The following is a 22112-nucleotide window of genomic DNA, read 5'->3' as shown; positions in this document are numbered from 1 at the left end:
GGACATCGGATCTAGCCAATAGTGACATTGCGATTACCTTTACGGATGCCAATGGCAGCCATACGGTGACAGTACAAACCAATGCTAACGGTAATTGGAGTGCAGAAGCCACGCAGCCGCTTATCGATGGTGCGTACACCGTGACTGCCAGTCTCACCGATGCCGCAGGTAATACCGGCAACGCCAGTGATAATGGCGTGGTGGATACAATCCCACCAGAGCTGAGAATTATACCTTCTTTCTTGTTAGGTAATTTGGTATCACTGTCAGGTGATTCAGATTTACCTGCGGGAAGTACCATCACTATTACCGAGAACTTAGTTGGAGGTTTGATTGGTGCAACGTATACGGCAACCACAGATGCTAATGGTAATTGGCAATTACTAAACTTAACGGTGCCATTACTTAACCTAGCCTATGTTACTGCCAGCGCAACTGATGCTGCAGGGAATACAAGTACGGTCAGTACACTCGACTTTGATAACATAGCACCTGAGTTAACGGTCAGTGTTAACGCATTGAGCAATGACACAACACCTGTCATTTCAGGTGATACTGATATGGGTCAAGGCACTGTGATTAACTTGACTGTGGTTGATAGCGATAATGTCAGCCAAACATTTACCGCGGTTGTTCAAGCGGATCAAACTTGGTCCGTGTCTGTATCACAAGCACTCGCAGAGGGAACCTATACAGTCACCGCATCTGTGCGTGATGGTGTTGGTAATTTAACCACGGAACAAACCACTGGCGTGGTTGATAGTGTTGCGCCAAGTTTAGTGATAGACAATCTACAACCAACGGCTAATGCAACACCAACGATTACAGGCAGTAGTAATGAGATTGGTGCTGAAGTCTCGGTTGTGGTTGACGGACAAACTCTGCAAGCGACGGTTGCAAATGATGGTACTTGGCAGGTAACAATCCCAACGGCATTGAATGATGGCAGTTACCCTGTTGAAGTGAGTATCACTGATGACGCCGGGAATCTACAAACTGCATCTGCCACGCTGTTAATTGATAGTATTACGCCTGTATTGACGATGGCGGATCCAGGTGTAACGAATGATCCAACGCCGACTATTTCAGGAACTTCAACTGAGCCGCAAGGTACTGAAGTGGTCATTGTTTTGGTTGATGCCAATGGTGACAGTCAGCAATTTACAGCCCAAGTGCAAGCCGATGGAAGTTACTCGGCAAGTCCAAGCGTAGAGATTGCCGATGGTGCTTACACTGTCACGGCCACAATTACAGATGCTGCTAATAATATTGGCACAGCGCAGGGCACTGGTACCGTTGATACATTAGATCCAACTTTAACTTTAGACGGGTTAGGCACATTTAACGACGCTACACCGGTTATTTCAGGCAGTAGTGATGAAATTGGTGCAACGGTGACGGTGAATGTCAGTGATAATTTAAACAGTTATCAACTAACTGCTGTTGTACAAGCCGATGGAAGTTGGTCAGTGCAAGTTATTGATGCATTGAACGATGGCGCAGTTACTATTACGGCTAATGTGAGTGATGCTGCTGGCAATCAAGCATTGGCTTCAAGTAACGCAACATTGGATACCAATGCGCCGACTATCTCGATTGCGAGTTTACAACCCACGATGGATACCACACCAACCATCTCTGGTACCACAGATGCCAGAGATGGTACTGATGTAACGATTGAAATTATTGCCTCGGGCATTGTGGTGCAAACATTGACCACTCAAGCTTTGGCTGGGCAATGGACTATTGATGTCAGTGATGAACTTGTTGAGGGTAGTTATACTGTGAATGCCGTTGTTAGCGAGGACGGTTTAACTGGTTCATCCAGCACTAGCCTTGCAATAGACTTAACCGCACCAACATTGGCTGTTAATACACCGAGTATTACAAATGATACAACACCATTAATTAGTGGCACATCAGATGCTGCACAAGGCACTATCGTTACATTGTTGGTCACCGATAGTGCTGGCACCGAGCAATCGGCGCAGGCAACGGTCAAAGCAAATGGTACATGGTCTGTTGCGCTTGCAAGTGAGCTTGCAGAAGGAAATTATAGCGTTGCTGCAACCATTGCGGACATTGCCGGAAATAGCAATTCGGCTCAAACAACAGGTGACATAGACCTAACTCCACCTACAGTGTTGATTGATTTATTAAGCAGCACAGCAGATAAAACACCGGTTGTTTCAGGAGCAGCGTTAGATGCTGTTGCTGGGAACACCGTTGCGGTTACCTTTACAGATGCACAAGGTGCTAGTCATACCGTTAATACGACACTTGCAGCGGACTTGACATGGCAAGTCGAAGCATCTCAAACACTTGCTGAAGGCGCTTACACCGTCACTGCTGTAGTCACTGATACTGCAGGTAATGCTGGGCAACAAACTGCCAATGCTGTTATTGATAGTATTAACCCTGAAATTACCATTGACCAAAGCAGCTTGGTATTAACACAAGATACAACGCCACTTATTAGTGGTACATCTGATGAAGCGAATGCCACTGTTGAGGTTACCTTTACGGATGCAAGTGGTACTGAGCAGGTTGTAATCGTCACTACGAATGCTCAAGGTGATTGGCAAGCAGCGGCAAACACCGCATTAGCAGAAGGTGTTTACTCTGTTAAAGCAACGATCACCGATGTGGCAGGCAATCAAGGTGAAGACAGTAAAACCGGTGGTGAAGTTGATATAACACCACCAGAATTGACAATCGTCCCGTCATTCTTATTGGGAAGTTTAATTTCTTTATCGGGAACATCTGATTTGCCTGAGGGTAGCGTAGTCACTATTACAAATCACTTGGTGGGAGGCGCGGTAGGTTTACCTTACACTGCCACTGTTGATGCAAACGGTGACTGGAGCGTATTGAATTTATCGGTATCATTGCTAACACTGGCTTACGTTGAAGCCTCTGCAACCGATGCGGCGGGCAATACCACCACCATCAGCACCTTAGACTTTGATAACACAGCACCTGAGCTTACCTTAGACGCTCCAGCGCTGACTATGGATAGCACACCAACCATCAGTGGTACCACTGACTTAGGTGAAGGTGCACAAGTCACACTCGTGGTTACTGGCCAAGGTGTTGCTGAGCAAACCTTCACGGCAACAGTACAAGCCAATGGTAGTTGGTCTGCGGATGTGCCACAAAGTTTAGCCGATGGGCAATATTCAGTGACAGCCAGTGTACGTGATGGCGTAGGTAATTTAACCGAGCAAACCGCTTCAGGTGTTATTGATACCACAGCACCAAGCTTAGTACTTAACTCAACCCCTATCAGCAGCGACGAGACGCCACAAATTAGTGGTAATAGCAACCTAACAGGGGGCGAAGTTACGGTCACGGTCGATGGGCAAACCTTAACGACCACAGTAGCAGAAAATGGTACTTGGCAAGTCTCAGCTGAGGCATTAGTAGATGGCACATACACAGTAACGGCAAGCATTACCGATGAAGCCGGTAATAGTACCTCACGCACCGGCAGTATAACGATAGATACTGTGGCACCAAGTATTAATGTTGTAGGCCTTGGTTTAGGAAATGACGCTACACCGACTATCTCAGGAACCAGTGATGAACCAGAGGGAAGTACTGTATCTGTGGTGATAGTCGATGGCAATGATAATACCCACAACCTAACAGCTGAGGTTGATAGCAGCGGCAATTGGCAAGTACAAAGTGATCCACTTCCTGAGGGGGAATACAGCGTAACCGCGACAATTACTGATGCCGCAGGGTTAACAACAAGCACAACGACGACTGGCGAAATAGACACGCTTGCGCCAGTAATCACTGTGGATGCGATTGGTACGATTAACCTTGCAACACCAACAATCACTGGTAGCAGTGATGAACCTGCTGGAACGACAATTAGCGTAACGGTAACCGATAGCGCGCAACCATACAGTTATACAACTCAGGTGCTTGCTGATGGAAGTTGGTCTGTTGCGGTAACGGATAGTTTAGTGGATGGTAATATTAGCGTGGTCGCATCAGTCAGCGATTTAGCTGGTAATACTAGCGTGTCTAATGAGGTAACTGGGGTGCTTAATACCAGTGCGCCAAGTATCGGTATTAACGCATTAATGGCTACCAATGATACAACGCCACAAATAAGCGGTACTAGTGATGCACCAGATGCCAGTACCATTAATGTTGTTATTAGCAATGCAGGTGGTGACCTACAAAGCTTTACTGCCACCTTAAACGGTGGAGTGTGGAGTGTGGATGTGCCTGATGCCCTACTGGAGGGAAGTTACACCGTGACCGCCAGTGTTACGCAAGCAGGCCTAAGCTCTTCAAGTTCTGCACAATTAGTGATTGATCTCACACCACCAACGCTTGCGATTACCTCTACACTGAGTTCTGCAGATACAACACCACTGATTGCTGGTACCAGTAATGCACAACAAGGTTCAACTGTTGAGGTAACCATAGTAGCGAGTAACGGTGCAATACAGAACCTATCAACTCAGGTACTTGCAAACGGAACTTGGAGCGTTGCAGCAACAGATGCGCTGACTGAAGGAGATGCTCAGATCAGTGTCGTGGTAACAGATCTTGCCGGTAACAGCACTAGTGAAACTATTACCATAAATATGGACTATACGGGACCTAGTATTTTAGTGACCGCGCCTGCAATTACGAATGATTGGACACCGGCCATAAATGGTTCTATCAGTGGTGCACCAGCAGGCACTTTAGTGACAGTGTTGGTCACTGACAGTGCTGGCAATGCACAAACGCTGACCACAACATCTAATGCCGATGGTAGCTGGGGGGTTGAAGTAATTAATGGCTTAGCAGATGGCACTTACACTGTTAATGTCAGTGCTGCCGATGAGTTAGGAAATGAATCATCAGCGCAAAGTACAGGCATCATAGATACGGTAGCGCCAGAAGTCGCAATTACCAGTGGCTTAGTTTTAACTTATGATACGAGCCCACTGATCACAGGAACGTCAAGTGAAGCGAATTCAGAGGTGGTAATAAGCTTTGGCAGCGGCTATCAGCAAACAGTTACAACCGATAATGATGGTAACTGGTCAGCTTCATTAGGAGATGATATCAGTGATTTTCCTGCAGGGTTATTGGATGGCACGTATACGGTAAGTGTTAGTATCGAAGATGCTGCGGGTAACATGGGTACTGCATCAGGCAATGGCTTAATAGTTGATACCACTCCTATTGAGTTTAATGTGACGGATTATAATCCTGGCATATTGGGTCTGATACTTCCTTCAGCAGAAGGCGATGCACCACCGGGAACTGAAATTTATATTATCGGCGCAAGCTTAATTGGCGTAGGCTTATTGGGTATTGATCTTGATGTATTAGAAGGTTACCCAAGTACCACAACTAACGCCAACGGTGATTGGAGTTATACGTTATCTTTATTAGATTTGGACCTGTTAAGTGGTGAAGATTATTATTTCTTAACACTTGATCAAGCAGGAAATTACCTTGCTAAAGATACAGACAATCAGGACGTTGCTTCTGGCAATATTAATGATGATCCAGCACCAGCCAGTGTGGAGGCAGAGCAGAGCATAGCGCAGGCAGAGGTATCAGAATCAAGTGTTACCTTTAGCAATGAACTATCACAAGATGAAAGTATTGATTTAAGTCGCATCCTAGTTGCTGACAATACCGTTAGTCGTGAGTCAGAGCCACTGGATTTAACAATCAATGATGTGTTGAGCGATGTTGGTCAAACCGATCTGCTAGCCTTAGACTCTGGGAGCGAAGAAAGTAGTATCGCTTTCAATGGCGATACATCGACCTCCGCTGAGCCTGCTATTGATGTACAAAACCAGTCGGAGGAAATGATTAAGAAATTAATCGAAAGTGGCAATAATCAAATCGATAGCTAATGAATTCATAGTATCAATGTAAAGCGCGGGTTGTTCTCGCGCTTTATTATTTTGAATCTTAGCTAGGAGTTGGGGGCAGTCTAATAAATCAGTTGCTAGCTTAATAAAAGTATTGCTAAAAACAGGAAAGGAAATTACAAAGGATATTTTCTACGAGCGAGCACTACGCTTTTAAATTATGGACGATCTTGCTGTTACCGTGGACAACACTACCACCTTGGTCATAGGTTGTTGACGTTGGCACGCCAATTAAAATGTCTTTTAACTGTTTTACAGTTAATTGGGCATGATGGGCTGCATGAGCATTAACATCATTTTTCTTTTTACATGATTCTAATAATTTACGTACGTCAGCAATCAAGTCTGTGACTTCGGTAGATTCGAGTTCATTACTTGCGAGTAAAGTTTTAAGTTCTTTATCTAAGGTTTGTATTTGGCTCAAAAAACCAAGCTTTTGTTTCGCGATGTCTTTTAAGCCCTCACCACGACGGGAGGCGATAGCTGTTAATTCATCATCTAAGATATCAGCCAGCGATGTTAAACTATTGAGCTGCATAACAAGTTTAGAGCAGATCAAACTGTTGTGATCAGCCATACACGTCAAACTCAAATGCAGCGATATTTTTGGCTAACTTTTCAGCATCAATTTGATATTTACCTTCACTAATGGCCTTTTTAAGTTCAGCAACTTTATTACTATCAAAACCAGAAGACTGTTGAGCCTTATCTTGTAATGATTTTAATTGCTGAGCTTGAGGTGTCAAACTCACTGAATCAGCAGCTGCTTTAGGGGCATTTGCTTGCGCAGTATTTGCATTATTGTTTTGCAAATCAACTTTTTGCTGTTTAGCATTGGTCAACACATTAGCCTGTTGCTGACCTTTATTTACTTGGCTTACCATGATTTTAACCTATACGTTACCCAACTTATGCCTAGTTATCGGCATACACATTAGAAACTTTAGCATAAATGCGAAAATTTAGATAATTACCTGCACAGACTCAACACCGTCAACACGGGCATTTAAAACTTTTCCTGATTTCGCATTTTTTACTTTAACTTGCTCACCTAAAGTACCATCTTCTAGTGCTAAACCGGAAGTTTTTATTTTTAACCCACGAATGGTTGCAAAGATAGTAACATTATCTCCTTTACAGACCATACAAATTTGATTTAAAGCGACGGGATAACCGCTGCGGATATTACGTTTACTGCGACTGCCAATTAACAGCTGTTCGTCTTGCAAGTATTGCGCGCGAACAAAATGTTTTGGTTTCATAATCAAGCTCAAGTGGTGAGTTTCAATGACTTCACCACGACTTATATTTTCGCTCGCGACGATCACAGGGGTGAGCTCAATCATACGCACGTGCACGTATTGACTCCAGCCATTTAAATCATCACATTTTATTTGTACGGTGATCTGCCGATTAAAAGGCGGCTCAGTAGGAATAGTATACGAAGGTTCGTTTTCGCAACTGCGATCAGGAATGCGACTGTCTAAACTTAAGGCATTAAGTTGTTTGTCATCTGCGGTAGCGGGATCGAGCTGATCGTATACATAAGATACAGCGAGTTCTTGTAGTTGCTCTTTACTGTAAGTTTGCGCAGCCAGTGGCGCAACTAGGCATAGGCTAGCAAGAAAATAAAAAACACTGTATCTTCGGCTTTTTTTTAACAAACTCATAATGTTTCGACTATGCTTATGGTTGAAAACAGGGTATAAATATTTAGCGTCAATAAACAGACGCTCCCGTGTAGTTATGTAGCTTTACAGAAAGAAAGCAATTATTGTTCCGTTATTATTCGCTTTCTTTAGGAGATTGAAATGGCAGGCATTTTAGACTCAGTTAATCAACGTACTCAGTTGGTTGGGCAAAACCGCCTTGAATTATTATTATTCAAGCTTAGAGGGCGGCAGCGCTTTGGTATTAATGTGTTTAAAGTGAGAGAAGTACTGCAATGCCCTCCTTTAACAAATATGCCAAAATCAAACCCGTATATAAGAGGCGTCGCGCATATTCGTGGCCAAACTATTTCTGTTATCGATTTATCGATGGCCGTAGGTGGCCCTGCGATCGAGAATATTAAAGATAGCTTCATCATCATTGCTGAATATAACCGCTCTGTGCAAGGCTTTTTAGTTGGCGGTGTTGAGCGAATAGTTAATATGAATTGGGAAAAAATAATGCCGCCACCATCAGGAGCGGGTCGATATTCATATTTAACTGCAGTGACAGAAATTGAAAACGAATTGGTTGAAATTCTCGATGTTGAAAAAATATTAAATGAAATTTGTCCGGTGAATACCGAAGTCAGTGCTGCAATAGCGAATGACGGTGAAATTCAAAAAGACTTAGGTGAACGCATTGTGTTTATTGCCGATGATTCTGCGGTTGCTCGTAATCAAGTTAAACGTGCCCTTGAACCATTAGGCGTACAAACAGAACTTGCCAAAAATGGCAAAGAAGCGCTAATAAGATTACGAGAGATCGCCGAGCTAGATTGTATCAACGATATTACCGAACGAGTAGGGCTATTGATCTCTGATGTTGAAATGCCAGAAATGGACGGCTATACCTTAACAGCAGAAATTAAAGCAGATCCAAAATTAGCTCCATTGCATGTTATTTTACATACATCGCTCAGTGGGGTGTTTAATCAGGCGATGATTGAAAAAGTTGGCGCTGATGACTTTATTGCTAAGTTCAATCCGGATGAATTAGCTACAGCAGTGAAAAAATGGGTTCATTGTGACTAATTTGAAAAGGCGGTGTAACTTTGGAAAATAAGCATTTAGAGCAACGCGAGTACGATCAGTTTCGTTCTTTTTTAGAGCAACAATGTGGCATTGTGCTAGGTGATAATAAGCTTTATTTAGTTAAAAGCAGACTTGCTCCGCTAATGGTGCGTTTTAATGTCGCATCATTGTCGCAATTGGTTAGTAAAACGCTGAGTCCGCATGAGCGGCAGTTACGTGCCGCAGTGGTAGATGCTATGACCACCAATGAAACGTTATGGTTTCGGGACCAATACCCGTTTGAACTATTACAAAGTAAATTATTTCCAGAGCATAAAGAGTTGCGTCGACCGCTAAAAATTTGGTCTGCAGCAAGTTCATCAGGCCAAGAGCCGTACTCTATTGCTATGTCTGTTGCTGAGTTTCAGGCAAAACAACCGGGCGTGTTAAAAATGGGGGCACAGATCATCGGCACCGATATTTCTAATACCATGTTGGATATGTGCAAGCATGCAGAATACGACTCGCTTGCTTTAGCCCGAGGGCTGTCGATAGAGCGTAGAAAGAAGTTCTTTAAAGATAGCGGCAATGGCATGGCGCAAGTGAATGATTCAATCAAGAAATTGGTCAGTTTTCGGCACCTCAACTTATTGGATTCATATGCGTTAATGGGTAAATTCGATATTATTTTTTGCCGTAATGTACTCATTTATTTTGCCCCAGAAGTGAAAGCGAAAATTATTGCGCAATTTGCGCAAGCACTTAACCCTAAAGGGTATTTGTTTTTAGGTGCCTCTGAATCTATGTCGGGATTAAGTGACGAATTTGATATGGTGCGTTGTAATCCAGGCATTATTTACCAAAAGAAATAGTATTTTAAAATTAAGACCTGACGGCCCCTTATAATTAGTAGGCTCGCGTTTATCCTGTGCAAATAAAGCTCTTTTGCACAAGATACACCTGTAGGAAATGGCTTTAGCCATGAATTCCCAAGCGCTCGGTTTTAGGAGCCTAACGGCCAGTCACTTCCCTAAAACCTAGTGCCTATTCTTACAATCATTGTGCATAAGCGTAGCGAGCTCTTAACTCGCTGTTCTATGGTGAATCAATCACTTAAAGATATATTTTGCACAAAGAGAAGTGAATGTGAGTAAATGAGCCGACACACCGTAGGAAATGGCTTTAGCCATGCATTTCCAAGTGCTCGGTTTTAGGAGCCTAACGGCTAGTCACTCCCCTAAAATCTAGTGCCTATTCTTACAATCATTGCGCATAAGCGTAGCGAGCTCTTAACTTCTTAACTCGCTGTTCTATGGTGAATCAATCACTTAAAGATATATTTTGCACAAAGAGAAGTGAACGTGGGTAAATGAGCAGACACACCGTAGGAAATGGCTTTAGCCATGAATTTCCAAGTGCTCGGTTTTAGGATCCTAACGGCTAGTCACTTCCCTAGAACCTAGTTCCTATATTTAACGTAAACGCGGTGGCAAGCCACTCCCTACAAGTAATGTAAACACCGAGTCACTTCCCAAGACCTTTATATCCCTAGTAGCTAGTTAAACTGGCTCATCTTTTGCATTAGTCATCCTAAGTCAATTTTTTGGAGATGGTTATGGCTATCAGTTTTGATAAAGCATTTGGGGTTCATCCTCATGCAATGTTGATCCGTTCGCAACGTGCTGAGTTATTAGCAACCAATATCGCTAATGCTGATACGCCGGGCTATAAAGCGAAAGACATCGACTTTGCCACGGCATTGAAAGCGGCAAAAAGCCACCAACAAGGCGGCAATAACATGGTAACAACTAACCCAAACCACATTGCCGGTGGTAGTCGTTATGTCGGCAACAGTGAAATGTTTCGCTCGCCAAATCAAGCAGATACAGGTGATGGTAACTCGGTTGATATACAAGTGGAACGAAACTTGTATACAAAGAACTCATTAGAGTATCAGGCAAGCCTGCAGTTTATGAGTGGTAAAATTTCAGGCCTTAAAAAAGCCCTCGGTGGTCAAGGAGCATAAGCATGAGTTTATATAACGTTTTTGATATTTCAGGTAGTGGCATGAGTGCACAAAATGTGCGCTTGAATACAACCGCGAGTAATATTTCGAATGCGAATACCATCAGCTCAAGCCAAGACCAAACGTATCGAGCGCGTCACCCTGTTTTTGCTGCTGAGCTGATGAAAGCATCAGAATCAACGGGTAATAATCAGGGCTCGTCTGTTGGCGTTAAAGTGCTAGGAATTGTCGAGAGTGATAAACCTTTGCAAATTGAATATAACCCAAACCATCCAAGTGCGGATGAAAACGGTTATATCTACAAACCTAACGTTAATGTCGTTGAAGAAATGGCTAATATGATTTCCGCCTCACGCTCTTATCAAACCAATGTGCAAGTTGCAGATGCAGCTAAGCAAATGTTAAGTAAAACACTGTTGCTTGGGCAGCGGTAATTGAGGGTTAGATTATGAGTAACGATATCAGTACTGTATCGTCAAGTTATATTGATTCACTTCGCGGGCAGAATAACCAAGTTACTGACGAAAAGAAAAGTGATGCACTCACGCAAGAAGATTTTTTCTCGTTGTTAACGCAGCAGCTGTCGTTTCAAGACCCCAGCAAACCTGCAGACAACGATCAAATGATTGCGCAAATGACCAATTTCACTATGGCGGAAGGTATCGCAAATTTAAATTCAAAATTTGAGTCTTTGGCAGCTTCAATGACCTCCAATTCTGCGTTGCAGGCATCAACTCTGGTTGGTAAGAAGGCTTTAGTAGAAGCAGATACATTAGATCTTAACAGCAGCGGTGAAGCCTCGGGCATAATCGCAATCGAAAGTCCTGTTAAAGATTTAAAGCTCAGTATTACGGATGCCTCTGGACAACTTGTGAGAACTATTAATTTAGATACTCAACCAGCAGGCGGTTTACGCTTTAGCTGGGATGGCAAAAATGAAGCAGGTGAAAGCCTTCCAGAAGGAGAATACAGTATAAAAGCTGAGGGCAGCATGGGAGAGGAGTTTACTAGCTTACCTATGGCCACATATAAAAACATTGAAAGTGTAAGCATTAATGGTGCTAATGGCATTATTATCAACACTAAAGCTGGTGCGATTAAGCTGACTGATGTCGCAGAAATTGCATAAAACATTTAAAGTATATTTCTAGCCGAAGGCTAATATTAACAGTTTAGAGGTCACTTATGAGCTTCAATATTGCGTTAACAGGCATCGCTGCCGCACAAAAAGATTTAGATGTTACTGCTAATAACATCGCCAATGTAAATACCACGGGTTTTAAAGAGTCGAGAGCTGAATTTGCTGATGTCTATGCATCATCAGTTTTTACCTCGGGTAAAACTAAAAATGGTGATGGTGTGCAAACAACATCCGTATCTCAACAGTTTCACCAAGGTTCAACATTAGGTACGCAAAATTCACTGGATCTTGCAATTGGCGGAGAAGGGTATTTTGCTCTTAGTTCTGAGCTGGGTTCACAAGATCATACCTTTACTCGTGCAGGGGCGTTTAAATTAAACAAAGATAATTTTATCGTTGACTCAAGAGGTAGCTTTTTACAAGGTTTCCCTGTGGATCCATCAAGCGGGGATGCGACATCAGTGAGTTTGAGCACATCTACCGCGATTCAAATTCCTGACTCTTCAGGCTCACCGCGTGCTACGACAAATATATATTCGTCTTTTCGGTTGGATTCGACCAAAGCTGCGCCATCTGTTACACCATTTGATCCAACTCAATCTGGCTCAATTACTCACTCTACCTCAACCAATATTTATGATTCGTTAGGTGAATCGCATACCATGCAATTGTACTTTGTGAAAACAGATGCAGCTGTTACAGGAAATGCTAACGAATGGGAAGTCTATTCGACCTTAGACGGTCAAGTAGTAAACCCAGATGGAAGCCCGCAAGGCGCTACTGGACCATATACTCCAATTTCAACATTTCAGTTTGACGCTAACGGGTTACCACTCAATACCAACGGTACCGCAAATACGACAAATACATTTGATTCAGTGGTCTTCGATGGCGCTAACCTGACAGGTATTTTAAGCAATGGCGCTAGTTTTCCTAACAATGTAACTATCAATTGGCGTGATGAAGCGGGTACTTCTTCAAAAATACCGACACAACATGCGGGATCTTTTGAAAATAAAGTACTAGACCAAGATGGTGCAGCTGTGGGGCGGTTGGCAAATATTGATATTGGTGTTGATGGAAAAATTGTTGCTTCTTATAGTAACGGAGATTCTAATTATTTAGGGCAAGTTGCGTTAACCCGCTTTTCAAACTCTCAGGGCTTACAACAAGTCGGCAACACTTCGTGGAAGAAAAGTTTAACCTCTGGTGAGCCGATAGCTGGAGAAGCTAATTCGGGCGCATTTGGTAAAATTAGCTCATCGGCGTTAGAGCAATCGAATGTAAACTTAACCAATGAGTTAGTTGATTTGATCAGCGCACAACGTAACTTCCAAGCCAACTCGCGTGCACTAGAAGTGAACTCAACACTACAACAAAATATCTTGCAGATCCGATAATTTCGGTTCTACTTTTTATAATCCGACACCGAGGCCGCTATTTTTTAGCGGCCTTTTTTATTTGCACTATCTTGCTTACATTTGTCACGTCAATTTATTGTGGCACTTATCTTGCATTTATCACGTTATAGATTTTTAACGTGAGTCGATGTTATGGACAAGATGGTCTACATTGCAGCCTCTGGTGCTAAGCAAAGTTTGCGGGGCCTAGAGCTTAAAGCAAATAATTTAGCAAACGCGAATACCACAGGTTTCAAGTCTGACTTCGCACAAGCACGTTCGATGCAAGCGTTTGGGGAAGGTTTACCAACACGTGTTTTTACTATGCAAGAGCGCCCAGGCTCGAATATGACCTCTGGCGGTATAGTTGAAACTGGCCGTGATCTTGACATTGCGATGAGCGATAAAGGCTGGCTAACGGTACAAGATGCTTCAGGTAATGAGGCATATACTAAAGTCGGTACACTGAATATCACCCCTGATGGCGCTTTAATGACCAGTCATGGCCGTCAAGTTATTGGCGAAGGTGGGCCTATCATTTTACCGTTACCAATCGAAAAGATTGAATTTAGTGAAGATGGTTCGATTCAAGTACGTCCGCAAGGTGCACCCGCTAACTTTTTAGAAGTTGTCGACCGCTTAAAGGTGATTAAGGCAAACAACTCTGAGCTTGAAAAAGGCAATGATGGTCTATTTCGGCCAAAACCCGAATTACTGGAAAATGATATCTGTGGATTTTGCGACATCTCTAATGATGTGAAGGTGCTAAGTGGCACCTTAGAGATGTCAAATGTGAATCCGGTACATGAAATGGTGGATATGATAAGCCATCAACGCCAATTTGAATTACAAGTTAAGTTAATGAAAACGGCAGAAGAAATTGACGAACGACATACTCAATTACTGCGTATTGTTTAACTTTATTGAGAGGACATTAGTATGAATCCTGCATTGTGGATAAGTAAAACGGGGCTTGATGCTCAACAAACCGATATTTCGGTGATCTCAAATAATTTAGCCAATGCCAGTACCGTTGGTTATAAGAAAAGCCGTGCTGTGTTTGAAGATTTACTGTACCAAAATATCAATCAGCCGGGGGGACGTTCATCACAAGATACCGAAATGCCTTCTGGTTTAATGTTGGGTGCGGGTACTAAAGTTGTTGCCAACCAGAAAAACTTTTCCCAAGGTAATATGTTAACCACTGAAAATTCATTGGATTGGATGATCTCTGGCCCTGGTTTTTTTGAAGTGTTGCAGCCTGATGGCAATATTGCTTATTCGCGAAATGGTCAATTTACTACCGATGAAGATGGTCGCATTGTAACAGCAGGTGCTGGTTTTCCTGTGCAGCCAGAAATGAACGTCCCCGATGATGCGCAGTCAATTACTGTATCGCAAGATGGCGAGGTATCGGTGCGTATATCAGGGCAGCCTGAAAATGTGGTGATTGGTCAGTTAACGATCAGTGACTTTATTAATCCATCGGGCCTTGAGCCTGTAGGGCAAAACTTATATACCGAGACGGCAGTCAGTGGTGCACCCGTACAAGGTAACCCAGGGCTTGAAGGATTAGGCACGGTTGTACAAGGGGCACTTGAAACCTCTAACGTAAATGTAACCGAAGAATTAGTTAACCTGATTGAAACTCAACGTATTTATGAGATGAATTCAAAAGTGATTTCAGCGGTTGATGAAATGATGAGTTACATCAGTCAGCAACTTTAACTAATTCGGAGCAAAGTTATGCGTAATTTATCTATAGTCTTAACTGGTGCATTTATCTTGAGTGGCTGTATGACGACTCAAAACCACAGCGTGGTTCAAGATGATCCATACTATGCTCCTATGTACCCAGAGCCTGCCGCAGAGCAAGTCGTACCAACAGGCTCATTGTTTGATAGTTACTTATCAAACGATTTATATTCAGACAAAAAAGCCTTACGCACCGGGGATATAATTACAGTTAAACTGCAAGAATCAACGCAATCATCAAAAGCAGCTAAAACTGAAACGGATAAACAAAGTGATGCTAGCCTCGACCCTGTCATTGGTTTAGGCGGACTACCCGTTAATATTGGCGGCGATAGTATTCAATTTGGTGTTGGCAGTGGTGCAAAATTTAAAGGGGATACTAAGTCAAATCAATCTAATAGTTTATTTGGTGATATTTCGGTGAATGTGATGCGGGTATTACCGAATGGTAATTTAGTGATCCGTGGTGAAAAGTGGTTAACCTTAAACACCGGTGAAGAATTTATTCGTCTTGAAGGGCTTGTTCGTCCGCAAGATGTTACCGCAGATAATACTGTGACCTCTAACAGAATCGCGAATGCGCGCATTCAGTATTCTGGGAAAGGGCAAATGCAAGAGACTCAAACGGGAGGGTGGTTAACACGATTCTTCAGTAGTTCTCTGTTCCCTTTTTAAAGGATGTTGATATGAATAGCTTGAAAGCGTTGCTGTGTATATGTTTATTAGTTTGGCACTGTAGTGCCAGCGCTGAACGTATCAAAGATGTCTCAATGGTTGAAGGTGTTCGCTCAAACCAGTTAGTTGGTTATGGCCTGGTAGTCGGTTTACCTGGCACCGGTGAGCAAAGTCGTTTTACTGAACAAAGTTTTAAAGCCATGCTCAATAGCTTTGGTATTACCATGGCCTCCAATTTAAAGCCTAAGATTAAAAATGTGGCCGCGGTTGCTGTTCATGCCGAGTTACCTGCATTTAGAAAACCCGGTCAAACTATTGATATTACTGTATCGTCAATCGGCAGTGCCGGTAGTTTACGCGGTGGCACATTATTGCAAACTTTCTTAAAAGGGGTTGATGGTAATACCTATGCAGTAGCGCAAGGTAGTTTAATTGTCGGTGGTTTAGGTGTTGAAGGTGCCGATGGCAGCCGAGTGGTTATTAACACCCCAACAGTAGGGCGTATTCCCAATGGCGCAACGGTTGAACGTGCAATTAAAAGCCCATTTATGCAAGGCGATTATATTACTTTTAACTTAAACCGTCCTGACTTTACAACGGCAAAACGTTTAGAGCAAACGATTAATGAGTTGGTTGGCCCTGATAGCGCACACGCACTTGATGCAGCCTCAATTCGTGTGATTGCTCCGCGTGATGCATCACAGCGTGTTGCTTATTTATCAACGCTTGAAAATTTAGAGTTTAAACCAGCCGATACCTCGGCAAAAATTATCGTTAATTCACGCACAGGCACTATAGTAATAGGTAAAAATGTAAAGTTACAAGCAGCGGCAATTACCCATGGTGGCCTAACGGTTACAATTGCAGAACAGCAAAATGTATCTCAGCCTAACGCATTAAGTGAAGGGGAAACGGCCGTTACTAATCAAAGTATTATTGATGTTAACGAAGATGATTCTCGAGCCTTTGTATTCAACCCAGGTGTGAGCCTTGACGATTTAGTACGCGCAATTAATGAAGTAGGTGCTGCGCCGGGTGATTTAATGGCAATCCTTGAAGCATTAAAAGAAGCGGGCGCCATCAACGGTCAACTCGTGGTTATTTAAACTATACATCCCCTTAAGTTTATGATTAAACTTTAAGGGGATGTTATTTGTATAACGAACTTATTTTTATCATCTTGGCAAACTCGCAAACTCGCAAACTCGCAAACTCGCAAACTCGCACTCTTTATAAGTAATCTGCAAACTCGCCTTGGCGCAATTATTGCATTATTAATTTCATTATTAATCACTGTGTCAACTTGCTGATGGATACTAATCATCTCGATAAACAAAACTTCTTTGATTTAGGCAATCTTAATACCTTACGTCAAGATGCCTTAAAAAGTGATGCCTCGCCTGAAGCATCAAAAGAAGCGCTAAAAAAAGCAGCGGCACAATTTGAATCTATTTTTACGCAAATGTTGCTTAAAAGCATGCGCAAAGCAAATGAAGCGTTTGAAGACGAAGACAGTCCTTTTAATTCCAGTGGTGTAAAGTTTTTTGAAGAAATGCATGATCAACAGTTATCGGTTGATTTATCTTCAAAAGGCTCATTGGGTTTAGCCGATCTCATAGTGCAACAACTCTCTCCTGACGGAAAAAACTTTACCCCTAGTTCAGTGCTGCGCACTGTCGATGATTTTACCAGTGATCAACGTGCAACCGGTAAAAATGCCGATAATACGACTGACACCAAGGCTGTTAATAGCAGTTCATCAACAGCGCAAAAACCGCAATTTGAAAATGCGGAAGATTTTATTAGCAGTGTTTGGGAACATGCGAAAACAGCGGCTGAAAAAATTGGTTTGAACCCTGCGGTGATGGTTGCACAAGCGGCACTTGAGACTGGCTGGGGGAAACATATTATTAATAAAAGTGATGGCAACAGTAGCTTTAACTTATTTAATATCAAATCAGATAAAAGCTGGCAAGGTGAGAAAGCCAATAAAATGACACTCGAATTTGAACAAGGCACGCCAGTTAAAAAACAAGCAAGCTTTCGAGCATACGATTCTATTAAAGACAGTGTGAATGATTTTGTTGAGTTTTTGACAGAAAATCCACGTTACCAAGAAGCGTTACAAAATACCGCAAAACCGGCTGCTTTCTTAGACTCATTACAAAAAGCAGGTTATGCCACAGACCCCAATTACGCTGACAAAATTAAGCAAGTGCTTAACCGAACCGAACTAAAAACATTGGCGGCAACATTGGTTCGCCAAGGAGTAAATTAGAATGTCGTTTAACTTATTTGACATTGCAAGCTCAGGCGTTCGCGCTAATTCAGAATTGCTACAAACCACCAGTAAGAACATTGCCAATGTGAACACCGTGGGTTATGTACGCGAGCGTACAGAGCATATGACCATGATCGACAATCAAGTTGGTCGTGGAGATACCTATCGCTTATTAAATGAGTTTGCTCAAAAGCAGCTCAATCGCGATACTTCAAATAAAACCTTTTTTGATCAATTTGTCACTGAAGCGGGTCGTGTTGATAGCTTGTTTTCTCAAGAATCCAATAGTTTATCGACCAGTATGAATTCGTTATTCAATAATGTGCAGGAAAGTTTAAATCAACCGTCTTCATCTGTTGCACGCTCATTAGTGATGACAGATGCAGAAAACTTGCTTGATCAAATGGAGCGTTTGTCAGGCATTGTATTTGATCAAAAAAATATCGTGAATGAGCAGTTAGAAATTTTTTCTGATGAAGCCAATACATTAATTCAAAATATTAGCAGCTTGAATAAGCAAATAGCGACCGTAAATGGTACACGCAATGAAGCAAACTCAAGCACTATGTATAACGAGCGAGATTTAGCTATTCGTAAATTATCAGAGCTAATCGATGTAGAAACACTAGATGGCCCGAATGGTGAGAAGCTTGTTTTTATGGGTACTGGTGAGTCATTAGTAATGCAAGATGGTGCATTTAATTTATTTTCGATGGCTGGCGATCCGGATCCTAATTTTAAAGAATTACATTTAGATATAGATGGCGGCAAAGCGGTGCCGCTTGAAGTGGATGCGAGTAAATTAAAAGGTAAAATAGGTGGCCTACTGGCATTTCGTGATGACATTTTAGTGCCCGCGCAAAATCAACTTGGCCAAATGGGCTTGGCGATTGCAGATGCGTTTAATCAACAAAACCGTTTAGGAATGGACGGTAATGGCGAACTCGGTGGGGATATTTTTACAATCCCAACTATTGGCGGTCACGCTTATCAAGCCAATACTGGCAATTCAAGTATAACGGCGACTTTAGAGCCCGGCAAAGGCAGTGAAATTCCTGCCAGTGACTTTATTGTTACTTATACCAGTGGCACAACTGTTGAAATACAACCTGTCGATAATAAAGGTCAGCCATTAGGAACTCCTGCAACCGCGGATATCGTCGCTGGCGTAATTGATTCATCAACGATTACTGGCGGAGAGTCGTATGGTTTACAATTAAATGTGTCGGGTAGTGGTAATGTTGGCGATCAATTTTCAGTAAAGCTTAATGCACAAGCCGCATCAAGTTTAACACTCGCCACCGATAGGCCTGAAGCGCTCGCATTGGCATCACCTATCCGTACAGCCGATAACATAAATAATACTGGTAATGCCAATATATCTGCTGGAACAGTGAGCAGTGTAACTAGCGGTGGCTTTACAACGACAAGTCCACCAGCTTTAGCGAATGGTGATATTAGTATTGTCAAAACCGCAAACGCAAATGAATACACACTTACAGATGGCAACGGAACAACAACATTTACTATAACTCCTCCTGCTGAGAATATGCTTGCTCAAGCTGGCGCTCCGTATGACAGCTATGGTTTTGATTTTAACATTGAAGGAACACCAGCTATAGGTGATAGCTTTACATTAGAATTTAATGAAGGCGGCTTTGATGATAACCGCAATGGCTTAATGTTGGCTGGGCTACAAAGCGGCGAGTTAGTGCGGCAAAATGTTACCACGACCGCATCAGCTGATAACCATAAAACATTCAATCAAGCCTATGCAGGGTTAGTCACTGATATTGGTGTTGTAACCAATCAAGCTATGACCAACGGGGCTGCTTTTGACGCATTAGCCCAACAGTCAGAGGCGTGGTATGAGTCATTGTCAGGGGTGAATTTAGATGAAGAAGCTGCAAACTTATTGCGTTTTCAGCAGTCTTACGCAGCTTCTGCACAAGTGCTTTCAGCAGCTCGTACAATTTTCGACACTTTACTTAGTGCTGCGAGGTAATTATGCGTTTATCAAATAACCAAATGTATCAAAATAGCTTAAATTCTATTTTGAATAACCAACAAAATGTTAATAAAGCGCAAGAACAAGTTAATACCCAAAAACGCGTACTGACCGCTGCAGATGATCCATCGGCAACTGCGCGGGCTTTACTGTATACCGACCGTATTCAAACGAATGAACAGTATAGTAAAAATATTACTATGCTGACGAGTCGGTTAAATACCCAAGAAAGTGTGCTTGAGAATATTAAAGGCTCACTTGAGAAAGCTTATACACTCGCGATTCAAGCTGGTAATGGGGTTTATACAGATATAGACCGTGAAGGTATTGCTGAGGAACTTAAATCGATACAAAGTAGTGTGCTTGATTTAATGAATGCCAAAACTGAAGATGGCAAATATATATTTTCAGGCTATCAGGATAACACCCAAACTTATTCCCTAGATTCATCAACAGGTAAATATGTGTATGGCGGTGACCAAGGTCAGCACAAGATTAAAGTTGCAGAAGGGGTTGAGATCAAATCCAGCGATAACGGGGTTGATACCTTTGAAAAGGTCAATGCGCGCTTAAATGTCGCCTCTAATGACGGCGTTGTATCGGGTGGTATCACCAGTGCAAAAGTGTATGTACGTGAGCAAGCTCAGTTTGATGCATTTCATAAAGCGAATTATAACGCTGATCCTGCAGCTGGGGCCGGTGCAAATACGTTTAATATTATAACGACCGCAGGTACACCTAATACATATCAGCTCGAACAAGGTGGGAATATCGTCAGCACGGGTAGTTTTGAGGGATCAAAAATTAAACTTGCGGGGATGGAAATTGATATTAGCCCAGTTGCAAACGGGCAGGTAGACTTTACTTTAGAAGCGCCAAAAAAAGAAAATATTTTAAACACGCTAAGCGACTTAATAACAGGGTTAACTGACCCAACAATTAGTCAAGAAGACTATGACCAAGTATTGGCATCGGCGATGATCCAAATCGATAACAGTAAAAATCAGGTCTCTTTAACACAGGCTGGTTTAGGTGGACGCTTAAATACAACGAAAAACATCACCCAATCGAATACGGATCTGGATGTAAATAATAAATCTTCGCGTGCGGATTTAATTGAACTCGATATGGCTGAGGCCATTACAGAACTCACTAAACAAGAAACTGCACTGCAAGCTTCGCAGGCAACTTTTGGCCGCTTAGCTAAATTATCACTGTTCGATTACTTATAAGTAAGTTATAAGAACATCAAGAGTAAGGCAAAATATTGCCTTACTCTAGTATTTCTCCAGCCTTTTAAGATCATCTCCTTACTATTTAACAGCTTAATAATTTTCTGAAGAAAAAGATCAGCATAATAATCTCTTTAGTTGTTTAATAAACTTTATTAATTTAATAACGATAAAATTTATTAAATTACATGAACTTACAAAATAATATAAAAAAAATAAAAAAAAAGCTAAAGGATTTTTTTGCTAGACCGATAACTTAATTAACCAAGCAAAGTGTTGTAAATAACAACCACTGCTTAATCTAGTAAGTTTGAGAGTAAATGATAAGTTTACTTCTGGAGAGATATCATGGCTTTATATGTAAATACAAATGTTAGCGCGTTAAACGCACAAAGACAATTAAATAATTCTGGTAATGCATTAGATACATCATTCCAACGTTTATCATCTGGTTTTCGTATTAACAGTGCGAAAGATGATGCGGCTGGCCTACAAATTTCGGATCGTTTAACATCACAAGTTAATGGTTTAAATCAAGGTAACCGTAACGCAAACGACGGTATTTCACTCGCACAAACTGCAGAGGGTGCACTTGATGAAGTAACATCAATGTTCCAACGTATTCGTACGTTAGCGCAACAAGCATCAAATGGTTCAAATACTGACGAAGACCGTTTAGCAATTCAAGAAGAGATTCGTTCGTTATCTTCTGAAGTTAATCGTGTAGCAGAAGACACTACTTTTGGTGGTCAGAACTTATTAGACGGTACGTATGATGCTAAGTTTCAGGTTGGGGCAGACGCAGTACAGACTATTGGTTTTAGTATGCAAAACGTTGGTGGTTCAGCAACCGGTTCTATGTCTGCAAATGCTGGCTTCACATTATCTGGTATTGCTGGAGTTGCCAGTAATGTAACAGGTAAAGGCTTGAGTACTTTAGTGGCTGGTGTATCCGATATATCGGGTTCAGC

17 protein-coding genes and 1 pseudogene are annotated in these 22112 nt (G+C 42.2%); 15 read left to right on the top strand and 3 right to left on the bottom strand.

The features are described from left to right. Window positions 1-5882 (top strand): Ig-like domain-containing protein (locus tag ENH88_RS10985; protein ID WP_304182282.1); only part of this gene is annotated, 5882 nt, incomplete at its 5' end. Window positions 5883-6045: 163 nt separating this feature from the next. Here the strand turns inward: ENH88_RS10985 and flgN are convergent. The 3 genes from flgN to flgA all read right to left on the bottom strand — a co-directional run bounded on the left by flgN (window position 6046) and on the right by flgA (window position 7570). Further along, window positions 6046-6477 (bottom strand): flagellar export chaperone FlgN, encoded by a 432-nt coding sequence (gene flgN, locus ENH88_RS10980; RefSeq protein ID WP_192540974.1) that lies wholly within the window; start codon window positions 6475-6477, stop codon window positions 6046-6048. Further along, window positions 6470-6784, bottom strand: a complete 315-nt coding sequence (gene flgM / locus ENH88_RS10975) for a flagellar biosynthesis anti-sigma factor FlgM (RefSeq protein ID WP_016710622.1) — start codon at window positions 6782-6784, stop codon at window positions 6470-6472. The genes flgN and flgM overlap by 8 nt, the downstream gene beginning before the upstream one ends. A gap of 78 nt (window positions 6785-6862) precedes the next feature. Continuing rightward, window positions 6863-7570 (bottom strand): flagellar basal body P-ring formation chaperone FlgA, encoded by a 708-nt coding sequence (gene flgA / locus ENH88_RS10970; RefSeq protein WP_304182281.1) that lies wholly within the window; start codon window positions 7568-7570, stop codon window positions 6863-6865. Between the two features lie 141 nt (window positions 7571-7711). Here flgA and ENH88_RS10965 point away from each other — a divergent pair, with 141 nt between their 5' ends. The 14 genes and pseudogenes from ENH88_RS10965 to ENH88_RS10900 form a co-directional block, all read left to right on the top strand. Then, window positions 7712-8644 carry a chemotaxis protein gene (locus tag ENH88_RS10965; protein WP_304182280.1) on the top strand — a complete coding sequence of 311 codons (933 nt, stop codon included), beginning with the start codon at window positions 7712-7714 and terminating at the stop codon, window positions 8642-8644. Between the two features lie 20 nt (window positions 8645-8664). Continuing rightward, the gene (locus tag ENH88_RS10960) at window positions 8665-9495 is read left to right on the top strand and encodes a CheR family methyltransferase (RefSeq protein WP_064666494.1); all 831 of its coding nucleotides are present in this window, start codon (window positions 8665-8667) and stop codon (window positions 9493-9495) included. A gap of 743 nt (window positions 9496-10238) precedes the next feature. Next, on the top strand, window positions 10239-10649 hold the full coding sequence (gene flgB, locus ENH88_RS10955; protein WP_304182279.1) for a flagellar basal body rod protein FlgB: 411 nt from the start codon (window positions 10239-10241) through the stop codon (window positions 10647-10649). A 2-nt stretch (window positions 10650-10651) separates the two neighbouring features. Further along, entirely contained in the window at window positions 10652-11083 is a 432-nt protein-coding gene (gene flgC / locus ENH88_RS10950; RefSeq protein WP_304182278.1) for a flagellar basal body rod protein FlgC, read from the top strand. Between the two features lie 14 nt (window positions 11084-11097). Next, complete coding sequence (locus tag ENH88_RS10945; protein WP_304182277.1) at window positions 11098-11778, top strand: flagellar hook assembly protein FlgD; 681 nt, start codon at window positions 11098-11100, stop codon at window positions 11776-11778. Window positions 11779-11834: 56 nt separating this feature from the next. Continuing rightward, window positions 11835-13190, top strand: coding sequence for a flagellar hook protein FlgE (flgE, locus tag ENH88_RS10940; RefSeq protein WP_304182276.1), 1356 nt, complete (start codon window positions 11835-11837; stop codon window positions 13188-13190). A gap of 153 nt (window positions 13191-13343) precedes the next feature. Next, a complete protein-coding gene (locus ENH88_RS10935) occupies window positions 13344-14108 on the top strand; it encodes a flagellar basal body rod protein FlgF (RefSeq protein ID WP_304182275.1) in 765 nt (254 codons plus the stop codon). A 21-nt stretch (window positions 14109-14129) separates the two neighbouring features. Then, a complete protein-coding gene (flgG, locus tag ENH88_RS10930; protein WP_145239534.1) occupies window positions 14130-14918 on the top strand; it encodes a flagellar basal-body rod protein FlgG in 789 nt (262 codons plus the stop codon). An 18-nt stretch (window positions 14919-14936) separates the two neighbouring features. Continuing rightward, complete coding sequence (gene flgH / locus ENH88_RS10925; protein WP_192540968.1) at window positions 14937-15620, top strand: flagellar basal body L-ring protein FlgH; 684 nt, start codon at window positions 14937-14939, stop codon at window positions 15618-15620. 11 nt (window positions 15621-15631) lie between these two features. Beyond that, on the top strand, window positions 15632-16726 hold the full coding sequence (locus ENH88_RS10920) for a flagellar basal body P-ring protein FlgI (RefSeq protein ID WP_304182274.1): 1095 nt from the start codon (window positions 15632-15634) through the stop codon (window positions 16724-16726). A 203-nt stretch (window positions 16727-16929) separates the two neighbouring features. Then, window positions 16930-17898, top strand: a complete 969-nt coding sequence (gene flgJ / locus ENH88_RS10915; RefSeq protein WP_304182273.1) for a flagellar assembly peptidoglycan hydrolase FlgJ — start codon at window positions 16930-16932, stop codon at window positions 17896-17898. Window position 17899: 1 nt separating this feature from the next. Beyond that, window positions 17900-19906, top strand: coding sequence for a flagellar hook-associated protein FlgK (gene flgK / locus ENH88_RS10910; protein ID WP_304182272.1), 2007 nt, complete (start codon window positions 17900-17902; stop codon window positions 19904-19906). 2 nt (window positions 19907-19908) lie between these two features. Continuing rightward, entirely contained in the window at window positions 19909-21141 is a 1233-nt protein-coding gene (flgL, locus tag ENH88_RS10905; RefSeq protein WP_304182271.1) for a flagellar hook-associated protein FlgL, read from the top strand. Window positions 21142-21489: 348 nt separating this feature from the next. Next, a pseudogene (locus ENH88_RS10900) lies at window positions 21490-22112 on the top strand (flagellin); the annotation flags it as partial.

Source organism: Pseudoalteromonas prydzensis, from assembly GCF_011050055.1.
Lineage (GTDB): Bacteria > Pseudomonadota > Gammaproteobacteria > Enterobacterales > Alteromonadaceae > Pseudoalteromonas > Pseudoalteromonas prydzensis_A.
Note: the sequence above shows the minus strand (reverse complement) of the source record. Positions and strands in the feature narration are given on the sequence as shown.